Annotated in this window: 12 protein-coding genes; 4 read left to right on the plus strand and 8 right to left on the minus strand. The window is 38.0% G+C overall.

Going from position 1 to position 11,855, the window contains the following annotated elements:
• Positions 1–38 precede the first annotated feature (38 nt).
• Together ubiE and QI031_RS13375 are read left to right on the plus strand one after the other, a co-directional pair.
• A complete protein-coding gene (gene ubiE, locus QI031_RS13370) occupies positions 39–740 on the plus strand; it encodes a bifunctional demethylmenaquinone methyltransferase/2-methoxy-6-polyprenyl-1,4-benzoquinol methylase UbiE (RefSeq protein ID WP_281485617.1) in 702 nt (233 codons plus the stop codon).
• A 103-nt stretch (positions 741–843) separates the two neighbouring features.
• On the plus strand, positions 844–2,079 hold the full coding sequence (locus QI031_RS13375) for a DUF445 domain-containing protein (protein ID WP_281485618.1): 1,236 nt from the start codon (positions 844–846) through the stop codon (positions 2,077–2,079).
• A gap of 71 nt (positions 2,080–2,150) precedes the next feature.
• Here the strand turns inward: QI031_RS13375 and QI031_RS13380 are convergent, their stop codons facing one another.
• The 6 genes from QI031_RS13380 to QI031_RS13405 all read right to left on the minus strand — a co-directional run bounded on the left by QI031_RS13380 (position 2,151) and on the right by QI031_RS13405 (position 6,648).
• On the minus strand, positions 2,151–2,468 hold the full coding sequence (locus QI031_RS13380; protein ID WP_281485619.1) for a hypothetical protein: 318 nt from the start codon (positions 2,466–2,468) through the stop codon (positions 2,151–2,153).
• Positions 2,469–2,732: 264 nt separating this feature from the next.
• Positions 2,733–3,059: a DUF6464 family protein gene (locus tag QI031_RS13385; protein WP_281485620.1), complete on the minus strand. Its 327-nt coding sequence runs from the start codon at positions 3,057–3,059 to the stop codon at positions 2,733–2,735.
• Positions 3,060–3,134: 75 nt separating this feature from the next.
• Positions 3,135–3,278 carry a hypothetical protein gene (locus tag QI031_RS13390; RefSeq protein ID WP_281485621.1) on the minus strand — a complete coding sequence of 48 codons (144 nt, stop codon included), beginning with the start codon at positions 3,276–3,278 and terminating at the stop codon, positions 3,135–3,137.
• Positions 3,279–3,411: 133 nt separating this feature from the next.
• Positions 3,412–3,849, minus strand: coding sequence for a hypothetical protein (locus QI031_RS13395; protein WP_281485622.1), 438 nt, complete (start codon positions 3,847–3,849; stop codon positions 3,412–3,414).
• 467 nt (positions 3,850–4,316) lie between these two features.
• The gene (locus QI031_RS13400; protein WP_281485623.1) at positions 4,317–4,862 is read right to left on the minus strand and encodes a hypothetical protein; all 546 of its coding nucleotides are present in this window, start codon (positions 4,860–4,862) and stop codon (positions 4,317–4,319) included.
• A gap of 439 nt (positions 4,863–5,301) precedes the next feature.
• Positions 5,302–6,648 carry a helix-hairpin-helix domain-containing protein gene (locus QI031_RS13405; RefSeq protein WP_281485624.1) on the minus strand — a complete coding sequence of 449 codons (1,347 nt, stop codon included), beginning with the start codon at positions 6,646–6,648 and terminating at the stop codon, positions 5,302–5,304.
• A gap of 137 nt (positions 6,649–6,785) precedes the next feature.
• On the opposite strand from QI031_RS13405, the gene gatA reads away from it, so the two are divergent.
• Positions 6,786–8,249 (plus strand): Asp-tRNA(Asn)/Glu-tRNA(Gln) amidotransferase subunit GatA, encoded by a 1,464-nt coding sequence (gatA, locus tag QI031_RS13410; protein ID WP_281485625.1) that lies wholly within the window; start codon positions 6,786–6,788, stop codon positions 8,247–8,249.
• A gap of 115 nt (positions 8,250–8,364) precedes the next feature.
• Here the strand turns inward: gatA and QI031_RS13415 are convergent, their stop codons facing one another.
• Positions 8,365–9,153, minus strand: coding sequence for a peptidylprolyl isomerase (locus QI031_RS13415; RefSeq protein WP_281485626.1), 789 nt, complete (start codon positions 9,151–9,153; stop codon positions 8,365–8,367).
• Between the two features lie 648 nt (positions 9,154–9,801).
• Between QI031_RS13415 and QI031_RS13420 the strand changes: the two genes are divergently transcribed.
• The gene (locus tag QI031_RS13420) at positions 9,802–10,062 is read left to right on the plus strand and encodes a hypothetical protein (RefSeq protein ID WP_281485627.1); all 261 of its coding nucleotides are present in this window, start codon (positions 9,802–9,804) and stop codon (positions 10,060–10,062) included.
• Between the two features lie 111 nt (positions 10,063–10,173).
• Here QI031_RS13420 and QI031_RS13425 read toward each other — a convergent pair whose 3' ends face one another.
• The gene (locus QI031_RS13425; protein ID WP_281485628.1) at positions 10,174–11,721 is read right to left on the minus strand and encodes a beta-barrel domain-containing protein; all 1,548 of its coding nucleotides are present in this window, start codon (positions 11,719–11,721) and stop codon (positions 10,174–10,176) included.
• Positions 11,722–11,855: the final 134 nt, after the last annotated feature.

The raw sequence follows: 11,855 nt of genomic DNA on the forward strand, positions 1-11,855 counted from the left end.
GTGGCAAGTAGTCAAAAGAAAAAACAACTGACTAATTAATGTCTACTGAAATTCGCGCCATTTTCGACCGTATTGCCCCAGTTTATGATCAGTTAAACAATTGGTTAAGTCTGGGGCAACATCGTATATGGAAGGAAATGACAGTCAAATGGAGTGCCGCCAAACCGGGAGATACAAGTCTCGACTTGTGTTGCGGCAGTGGTGATTTAGCTTTACGTTTGGCAAGGCGTGTGGGAACGACCGGACAGGTGTATGGTGTGGATTTTTCGCCCAATCTCCTAGCAACTGCAAAACAACGCTGTCAAAGCTATTACCCTCAACCTATAATTTCTTGGGTTGAGGCTGATGTCCTAGATTTACCCTTTGAAAATAATCAATTCGATGCCGCTACAATGGGCTATGGCTTAAGAAATGTTGTAGATATTCCCCGTAGTCTCCAAGAATTACATCGAGTTCTCAAACCGAGTGCGAAAGCAGCAATTTTAGACTTTCATCGACCTAGCAATCCCCAACTGCGCGCTTTTCAACAATGGTATCTAGATAATATAGTTGTACCAATGGCCAAGCAGATGGATTTAAAAGATGAATATGCATATATTAGTCCTAGCCTAGATCGCTTCCCCACAGGGAAAGAACAAGTAGAACTAGCTCGTCAAGTTGGTTTTGCAGCAGTCACACACTACCCCATTGCGAACGGTATGATGGGAGTATTGGTAGTCAAAAAAATGAGTGATGAATGACGAGTTAAGATTGATGAATTTATCAAGTATGAGTAGTGTCTCATATCTAAGTTCTAATTCTTAACTTTTAATTTATACATTCTTAACTTTTTTAATTCTTCCCTTGGACTGGTCTCATCTTTGGCTTTATGTGTCTCCCCCCATACTTGGTGGAGTTATTGGCTATTTCACCAATGATATAGCCATCAAAATGTTATTTCGTCCCTACAGAGCAATTTATATTGGGGGGCGAAGAGTACCATTCACTCCTGGATTGATTCCTCGCAACCAGGAACGTTTGGCTCAAAATATTTCTAATACAATTATGCGATCGCTGTTAACGCCAGAAGAATTACAAAATTTGGCGCGCCGTTTATTACAAACCGAACGCGTACAAGCAGCAATTTTGTGGTTGCTACAAATGGCAATCAAACAAATTAAAACAGATCAAGATGAAAAAAGCGCTAAAATTGTAGCGGGAATTTTGCGTGATTTGTTAGGTGAATCATTACCACGTCTGTTAAAAGTCTTAGCACGGCGGGAAGATTTTTTAGAAGCGCAGATCAATCAAGTTTTTGATCAAATATTACTGGAATTGCAATTAAGCGAAGAACAAGCTACAAGGTTAGCTGATTGGTTATTACAGGTAGTTATACCACCAGATGTATTACGTCAGACAATTATTGATTTTTTAACTGATCGCACCATTGGAATTGTTGATGAAAGCTTTCGGGAAAAGACTAGCGGGACGTATTGGGTAGTAGCAAATCTATTTGGCTTACGTAATACTCTTACGAGACTAAGAACTTTTTGCTTAGATGAAAAAGAAGCAACTAATCAGCGTTTGCAAGAATTAATTCAAGATTTGCAAATGCGCGATCGCCTCAAAAAAATCTTGCAAAATTTATCTTTGCAAAATTTGCCAATTGGTACTGTACGCCAATTACGCAAGACTACGCGTGAAACTGTGCGTCATTATGTACAAACTAGTGGCGGTGATTTGCTACAAGGATTAACAGACTCGGTTAATTGGGAAAATATTGCTTCGTTGCTACTTAATCGCCTTAGCAATTCGCCTGTAATGAGTTCTTCTTTAGAAGTGGTAAGCCAAGAGTTAGCTTTTATTTTAGAACGGTATTTGGAAAAAGATTTAGAAGCGATCGTAGCGCAAGTAATTCCTATTTTGTCAATAGATCAGGTAATTGTTGACCGTGTCAAGTCAACTTCACCCGCCGATTTAGAAGCTGCAATTGAGGGAATTGTCAAAAATGAGTTACAGGCGATTGTGACTTTAGGTGGTGTTTTAGGTGTGGTTGTAGGATTATTTCAAACAGTGTTTTTATTCTTGAATCAACTGTAAATCAAGTGACAAACTGTAAAAATGACCACACCATATAAAGTTGTCAATTTTTTTTACTAACTAAACTTTTATCAGCTATTTAGGTTTGATCGATTCATTGGTGTTTTTGTATTCCACACTTGTTCAAATTCGGCTTTAGTAATGCCAAACTCTTCGATATCCTCTTTACCTAGAGGTTTATCGCATAACATTCCATAATTATCTAAAAAGTGGCTACCATCATAAAATAAGACATTGCCATTTTCGTAAACCTCTATTTGTCTAACAGCACACAAGTCATGACCAACTTCCATAAAGTAGGTGCTAGTACCCCAAGCGTCATAGTCACCTCCTAGTGATTCATCCCAGAACCATTTGCAGTATTGCTTGATCTTTTTTGATAGAGACATAATTGTTTACTCATCTGAGGGATTATTACTTTCAAGCTACTCTACAATAATGTGTTTATTGTGAGTTTAACCAAGAGTATCTTGAAAAGTTAAATACAGAAAAATGTTTTTGTAAGACAAAAATCTACTAAAAGTGGGCAGTGATCAATAATTAGTTTTACACCTTTAGATTGCTTTTCCCTAACCTTGTTTAGGTGTCTGCAAGAGAAAGCATCAACGGTAATACTATGATCTTACCATACTCTTCTCAACTTCTTTAATTGTTTAAGCTCTGTTTTCACTACCAGCTAATTTTCTTGATTCATAGTGACGGCAAGTTTGACAAGGGCCGCTGGGGTTAACAGCACAACGAATATAGCCAGACTGGGCATTGAATTTGCAACTAATGTCGCCAATCAGGTAACCTACACCTTCTAGATAGTAGCGATCGCTTTCAGTAGATGGAATGTTTTGCCGTACTCTGACTCCTGACAAATTTAGCGCAGCTTGCCTTAGCCGTGAGTGTGTCCGCAAGTGGGTTTTGCGGATCACCCACAGGGAAATTAGGGACGGTAAAAAACCAACAGCAATCACTAAAAGTGTCTTTAACATTTCTGTTTACCTCTTTTATGCGCTGATTGTTCATCCCTGATGTTGCACTCTCAGAAAGAACGAAAGTCTAACTTTTTAGGGCAGTTCTGCCTCTTGACTTGCAAAACCAGCTGTTCCCAAGGCTATGAAGCTGAGAAAGTTGTTGTAGATTATGGCATCTAGAGACTTAGGGTAATCATTACCTGATACCATTTCTATCAGCATAACTGTTACAACCAAAGGCCTGATCTGTAATTGAATCTTTATAATTTTAAGATTTGTTAATCAGTGTCTCTTGTTCTGAATGAAAGAAGCAGGAAGAAGTAGGAAGAAAAATCTTCCCTCTTCTTGATCAGCATTAGCCGTACTCTATTTATCGCTGAGAGACCAATTTTTTTCTTTTAGTTTGCTGACGAAGTTTTTGGGCTAACAGCGCAGCTTCTCTTTCTGCTCGGAATAAATCAACTTTCCGCGTAGTGATAATCAATGACTCATCTGGCTTTTGTTTCACCCAAGGCACACTAACTGTCAAATACTTGCAAATGCTTTTGCATGGTTTACCATTCTCTTGTAGATAATTTGTTTGAGTGTTAAGAGTACTGGCTATTGCCTTTAACTCTAATATCTTTACTTCTAACTCGGCTGCCATTTGATTGATACTTTGTGCTTGTGCTATCAAATGCTCCCATCCATTGATGATATTTTCTTGCTGGGGTTGTAATGGCACTATGGCGTTATTTACCGTTATCACCTGTGATAAGGATAATGGAAGCGAGATCGTATTACTATGGCTTTGTTCGATTGTTTTCATGGTTTCTCCTACAAGACTAAAGAGCTTGTAAGGCATTCTATCAAATAGTTAGTACAAATGTACCAAAAATTATATTGATGGTGAAACGGTATTACGCAGAGGCGCTTTAGTTAGTAAAAAGGTCTAATGCCCAGGGATTAGGGACTAAAGTGGTGTATTTCATCCAGATAAAAACGCCATAGCAATCCTATTTGATTTGTGAAAATTGGGAGGCTCAGATCCCTGATTTCTTTGAAAAGTCGGGGTTCTTATTGTTCACAAATGATTTAGGACTGCTATAGGACTCCTATTTGATTTTTGAACACGATTCAGTACATATCTATCCCTTCTTAACTGTTCCCTGTTTCCTGTTTCCTGTTCCCTACCTACACAAATAAATTCACCGAATCAAACCGGATTACTATATATATTTAATGATTTAAATAGTAAATTAATGAAAATTAAGATTTAGTGATATGGTTTTAAGTTTAAAAATAATTATTTCTTTGATAACTTTTACGCCATCTTTCCAGATGATTGATAGATACATATTTACTGAGAACGTTAACACCATTTCCTCTCCATTCAACTTCTGAATCAGTTGTGAAAACACCACATTCTAATTGTTCTAGATTAATATCCCAATATTCACTAAATCGACTTTTTAAAGTAATAACTTGCTCAAATACTTTGTTTCTATGTTTATTTCTTCTTTTCCTTTCTGTTGCCCCTGTTGCTTCTGTATCAATAAACTTAGTTTCAATTAAAAATAGATTACCTTGAAATGTAAGATAGACAAAATCACATTTACCTAAATCTGTATAATCTGCAATTGGAGATTTTTCAAATAACAATAATTCACAGCATGAAGGAAACAATGATTTTATATTCAAAAATAAATAAGCTTGTAAAAGAAGTTCGTTATCATAAGGAAAAACGATAACCCCTTCAAAAAATTGTTTAATGTCTTGCTGAGTCTGAGGCTGAATTTTTTTACAATAAGAAACAAATTGATATAAATCGTTGGCAATCATCCAGTTTTAACTCCTTCCCCTAGCTCTAACCTAAGTCTTCATAGCATAAAAAGATACCATTTTATACATAAAAATATCATCCGCATAAGTAACTAAAAAAACTAAAAAGACTTAATATACTTAAGTTTATATACTGTTGACTTAAATTTAAGGTAAGTATTACTAAATACTTACAAATAAATATTTATACGAAAACTATAATTTTTCTACTTAGTAATACTAAGTAAGTCGGTGAAATAAAATCAAACTCTTTCTCCCCCTGCTCTTGGTCACTGAGCGTCCTTCGACTTCGCTCAGAAACCATAGTCGAAGTAAGCCGAAGTGCTGCCCCCTGCTTTATTCCAATGATAATTATTGACATCAACCTACTTATCTTCAAGTTAGTTACATGCTAATTGCCCAATACTTTGTCGGCAAAGAAAATAAGAATAACAATCTATTAGCTGCTAATCAAAGATTTTAGGTGAGCAGTAAATCTAGCATTTTGTAGAGCTTGAACTGTGATTCGAGAATCTTGCACACAAAATTGCCAACCTAAACGAACTAATTTCCGAGAATTTTCTGCTTGTACAATTCCAATTACCGGCATTTTGGATTTTTCTTTATCCCCTGAATGTTCTTGTAAAACTGTTTTCAAGCGGTGCAATTCTTCAATATCGCCTGCTTGTTGAGGATTAAGTTCCACCATCACCATTTGTACTGTTTCTACTGGTTCTGCATCTTCAACTATTAATTGAGTTTGGTCATCCCGTCGGTCTATTTTACCCCAAATAATCAATCTAGTATCAACTTGTAGGAGAAAATCTATGCGTTCATAAGTTTTAGGAAAAACCACTGCTTCGGATTGGGAAGTCAAATCTTCGATTTGCAAAATGGCCATTGGGTCGCCTTTTTTAGTTATGACTTTTTTCACGTTATTGAGCATCACAACTGCACACAGCTTTGTATCTTCTCTTTGATCTCCCAACTGTGAAAGGTTAATCGGCGTGAGTAATGGTGTTATTTGTCGGAGAGATTTTAGTGGATGATCTGATACATAAAATCCCAACAATTCCTTTTCCATCCGTAATTTTTCTTGGGGAGGAAAATCAAGAACAGGGCTAGCTTTGGGAACCGCTTCAAAACCTTTATTGGTTTTATTATTAGTATTAGAAAATCCACCTAATAAATCAAAGAGATTTCCTTGACCGCTAGCTCGATCTTTGGCACGAGATTGAGCCCAATCGTAAACTAGTTCTAAGTCTTTGATTAATTGCTGGCGATTTGATTCAATTTTGTCAAAGGCTCCACAATAAATTAGTGATTCTAAAGTCCGGCGATTAACTGCCCGCAGATCTAAACGATCGCAGAAATTAGCAAGTGATGTGAACTCCCCTCCTGCATTTCTGGCTTCTAAAATAGAGGCGATCGCATTTTGTCCCACATTTCGCACTGCCGAGAATCCAAACAAAATTTTCCCGGCTGCTGGGGTAAAATCTAGACCGGAACGATTAATATCTGGCGGATCTATTTGAATACCCATATTGGTACAGTTATTAATATATTTCTGCACCTTGTCTGTATCGCCACTGTTAGCCGTCAACAGTGCTGCCATGTACTCTAATGGATAATTAGCTTTTAAATATGCAGTTTGATAAGTGACATAACCGTAGGCAGTTGAATGAGATTTATTGAAACAATTGGCGGCTACGAAATTGTTTTTGATGGCAAAATTATGGTCACGCTCAACGCCAATGTCATAAACATTTTCTTTACCTATATATTTCCGAGTGATTATTTTAACCATTTTCTCAGATCTCTTGGAAATCAAGTTTGTAAAATTAACTTATAAATTAACCAGGATTGTATTCTAGCTCATAGCCAATACCCAATCCTCTGCAATATGTACTAAAATCAATGACTTGAGTCACAAAGAGAGCAATCATGGCATCCATCCGCGATCTGCACGAACAGCTAATTAAAAAAGAACGTTCTGCTGTTGAGATTACCCAAGAAGCTTTAGACCGCATTCAAGTGTTAGAGCCAAAATTACATAGTTTCTTACATGTAACAGCACAACAGGCGTTAGAACAGGCTAAGGCTGTGGATGCCAAAATTGCTGCGGGCGAAAAAATTGGACTGCTTGCAGGTATTCCCGTTGGCATTAAGGACAACATGTGTACCAAGGGGATTCCTACTACTTGTGCCTCGCGGATTTTAGAAAATTTTGTCCCACCTTATGAGTCAACAGTCACACAAAAACTCGCTGATGCGGGGGCAGTAATGGTAGGTAAAACCAACTTAGATGAGTTTGCAATGGGTGGTTCTACAGAAAATTCTGCTTACCAAAGCACAGCTAATCCTTGGGATTTATCAAGGGTTCCGGGGGGGTCTTCTGGTGGTTCCGCAGCAGCGGTGGCGGCAGAAGAATGTGTTGTATCTCTTGGTTCTGATACTGGCGGTTCGATTCGGCAACCTGCATCTTTTTGTGGTGTAGTGGGGATGAAACCGACTTATGGTTTGGTTTCCCGCTACGGCTTGGTGGCTTTTGCGTCGTCTTTAGATCAAATTGGGCCATTTGGACGCTCAGTAGAAGATACTGCAATATTATTAAATGCGATCGCAGGTTACGATCCTCAAGATTCCACTAGCCTGAAAGTGGAAATTCCCAACTACGCTGCCGGTTTAAAACCAGATTTAAAAGCTAGGGGTAAGCTGCGAATTGGTGTGATCAAAGAAACATTTGGCGAAGGCTTGGACTCTGTTGTAGAACAAGCTGTTACCAAAGCAATTGATCAATTACAAAGTTTGGGAGCCGAAATTCACATAATTTCTTGTCCCAACTTCCGCTATGGCGTACCTAGTTATTACATTATCGCCCCATCAGAAGCATCAGCTAACTTAGCACGTTACGATGGTGTTAAATATGGCTTGCGTGTACCAGATGCGGATAATCTGCTGTCTATGTATACTCGCACCCGTGCTACTGGTTTTGGTGCAGAAGTCAAACGCCGGATTATGATTGGAACCTACGCTCTTTCTGCTGGTTATTATGATGCCTACTATCTCAAAGCCCAAAAAGTCCGCACCTTGATTAAACAAGATTTTGAAAGAGCTTTTAAGACAGTTGATGTCTTAGTGTGTCCCACTGTTCCTACAACTGCTTTTAAAGCAGGGGAAAAAAATACTGATCCTTTGAGTATGTATTTGCTGGATTTGATGACGATTCCTGCAAATCTTGCTGGTTTACCTGGTATAAGTGTACCTTGTGGTTTTGATGATCAAGGTCTACCCATTGGATTGCAACTCATTGGTAAAGTGCTGGGGGAAGATCAATTAATTAAAGTAGCTTATGCTTATGAGCAATCAACTACTTGGCATTTGCGTCAGCCGAATTGTAATGAGTGATTAATTGCAATACAACAACAAACCACAGAGAACTCAGAGGACACTGAGCTTTAAGGGTTTAGGAGTTTTTTATTTTTTTAGCCCCAGGCTTTTAGCCTACGGGGCTTTGTAAGAATTAAGCTGGTTTTAGCAAATCCTGGGCTGAGGATGAAGGTGAATTAACATTCTTTTGCAGCTGCGCTACAATTTCGAGTGTAGCGATTTGGTTCTGTAACCAATTTGTAAAGAAATCACCTATAATTTGCAAACGTCGTTGTTCGTCTAATTGTGGTTTAATGATCTCCTCAACTGCAATTATATGTACTCCTTTTGGTGTAATTATTGGCTTGAGAATCTGTGGGGGAGTGGCAGCAAAAACTGCCGCTGCAATTTCTGGTCTCAAATCAGTACGGTAACGGATTCCTTGATAACCCCCTGCACGGCGGCTTTCTAGATTGTCGATATATTGACGAGCAATTTCTTGAAAACTAATTTCACCTTCTTGCAGAGCATAAAATAGTTCTAAAGCTAAGTCTTCATCATCTAAGATAACTTCATAAGTTACGGCTCCAGAATAATCAATTTGGTGAGCGTAAAAAAATGGTTCGACTTTATCTGCAAATAGATGATTAGCTAACTTTGCAGATAAGATAGTTATTTTAGCTATTTCTTCAAAATCATCTAAAGAAAGATGATGTTTTTCTAACCACGACCAAGTATCCTCAGCTTTGGTTAGGTTGTTAGCTAAGCGCATACTATCTGCTGCTTGTTGCAGTTCTTCTGTATCAACTGTGATTCCTGCTGCTTCAGCTGCATCTATAATAACTTTTTTAGTAGCGATCGCTTCTAACATCCCAGGAATTTGACAAGACAATTTGATATGGTAAATAATGTCTTCACTAGAAATTTCTAAGATATTTGACATTATGCCAATCCTCCAAAAATAAATTAATTTGGAATTACTTATGAAAAATTTTCTGGTAGAAAATTATGATTTTTATCATGCTCTCTTAATCTCTTGGTTTCTGTCTCTATCTAATGGTACTTTTAGTATTTAACGTCATTACTAATATAAGTTTGTCTTTAATAGTGTAGCATTGCTGGTTTTTACAGTATAGACAACAAACTAAATTAAAAGACAAAACTATTTATGTCTGTATTTTATAATTAATGTATTTACACATCATATCTTTATAAAATTGTTTATTTAAAAAAGAAATAGCAATGTAATAATGTAAAAGTGAATTTGACTATCAATTTCTCAGTCAACTCGCTATAGCGATTTTCTGATGAATTAAATATACCGCTCTAGTAGCATGACAAGCTTAAAATGTTGGGTAAAGCGATCGCTAAAATTTAATGATTTAGAGATTTTACAGATTCAATTAACCCAGCAAATTAAGCTTGTCGCGCTAGTAGGTTGGGTTGACGTAAGGAAACCCAACATCTTTATCCATGTTGGGTTGCGCTGCGCTTAACCCAACCTACAATTTTTTTGCATCAATTTAGTCTAGACAGTCCACTAGTCCCTTTTCCTAATTAACTAACAAACCTGACCTAAAAAAGCAATACAATGGCTAAAATAGTAATTTTTGATTTACATCCTACGGATGCTGATACGTTTTTGCACGACTTAAATCCGGGAGAAACAAACACTCTATTAGGTGGTTTTCTTCAGAATTTACTAGGTGGCTATAGTGATGTACTACTAACTACAATTCATCATGTTGTAGATCAACAATCAAATAGTACATATCGGTTAGCTGGTGTCGATAATAATAAATTATTTACTGCTGATTTTTCCAAAATAGCTTTCAATTTGATAATTGTATAACTTACAATTTCATAGCAACTATGAACAGCAAAAAATAGGATGGGTTAAACATAGCCCGCCCTATTTTATTTTCAAGATATATCTCATAGACAATTCGCAACTTACTAGTTACTAAAGTTCTAAACCACCTTTTTGCAACTTCTTAAATGGATCTAAGATAAAGTCAATCACTCGACGCTGGCGGATAATTACTTCTGCGGTTGCTGTTTGTCCAGGGGTTAAAGTGATGTGTTTGTTACCAGCTTGGATGTATGGATGATCTAAGGTAATATCCAACTCGTAAGTTTCAACGCGGTTTTGACCTTCATTTTGAACTTTCGAGTTAGGTGAAATCCAACTAACACGACCTTCTAACACACCGTAATCTTGGAAAGGATAGGCATCAAACTTGACTTTGACTGGCATTCCCACCTTCAAGAAACCACTTTGTTGACTAGGCATCTGGGCTTTGAGAATCAAAGGAGTATTTTCTGGGGCAATTTGGGCGATCGCTTGTCCTGTTTCTACTACTGGCCCTGGTTTTTGGATGGGTAACTCAAAAATCACCCCATCAATAGGCGATCGCACTACTCGTTGTTGTAGTTGGAGATTCAAGGATGTAATCTGGCTACCTGTTTGAGCTATTTCTGATTGCAGAGTAGTGATTTGTGTTTGTAGGTCTTTAAGCTGTTCTTGATTTTTTAGTACTGCCAGCTTACCTGCTTGCACAATACTTTGATAACTGCTTTGTTGCTCTTGCAGACGTAGTTTTGCTTGCTGAATGTCTGCAAAGGCTTGATTCATAGTTCCTTGATAGCGACTTACCTCTTCTTGTAAACGCAATCGAGCTTGTGTAATATCGGACTTTGCTTGTTCTTGGGAGCGTTGGCTTTCTTCTGCTATTTTCTCCAATTCCACAATTTTAATTTGGGGAATTGCACCTTGTTCTAAAAGATGACGATAGCGTGTGACTTCTGTTAAATCTCGGTTCAAACGACTGCTAGCTAGTTTTTGAGCAATTGAAGTAGAGTGAATGTTTTGCCTAGCTTGCTCAACTAAAGCTAGTTTTTCTAATTTTTGTAAGTTATAAGCACTTTGTTTGGCATCCAAATTTTGCTGTGCTTGATTAACTTGAGCCATTTTTTCCAATTCTTGGGATTTGTTTTGTTGCTCTTGAGTGCTAATCATCAAGATAAATTGGTTTTTCAGTAATTCCTGTTGCGATCGCTGATTAATTAATCCTTGCAGTTTTGTCTGCGCTTGTTGGAGTTCTGTCCGCATCACATCAGACTCTAACTCCAGCAAAACTTGTCCCGCTTTAACCGTCGAACCTTCTTTAACTTTCACAGAGACAACGCTACCAGGAACCGCAGCGCCTAATGTTTGCGTTGCTCCTTTTGGTTCTAAACGCCCTCTGGCGCTTCCTGTCTCATCAACTTTAGAAAGCATCGCCCAAGGTAAGATGATCGCTGCAAAAGCTGCCAAAAAGTACAGCATGGAGCGTGTCCATATCCTGGGTAAGGCATCCAGCAGTTCCTCAGTACCGTAATACCATTCTTTAGTCTCAGTTGCTGCCTTTGTTCGATAATCAACGATAGCATGAGAGTCTTCAACTTGGTGAGCCTCGTCCTGCTGTGGTTTAACGAGTACAGATGATGAATTGTAATATGGTTTTGGCATAAGTTTATGTGGGGGCATTGGGTATAGGGCATGGGGCAATTAAGAGGAATTGGGGCAGGGTGCGGGGTGCACACTTCGGCTACGCCCTTCGACTACGCTCAGGACAAGCTCAGTGATCGGGAGATGAAGAAAAA

The sequence above is a fragment of the Halotia branconii CENA392 genome (genome assembly GCF_029953635.1).
Classification (GTDB): domain Bacteria; phylum Cyanobacteriota; class Cyanobacteriia; order Cyanobacteriales; family Nostocaceae; genus Halotia; species Halotia branconii.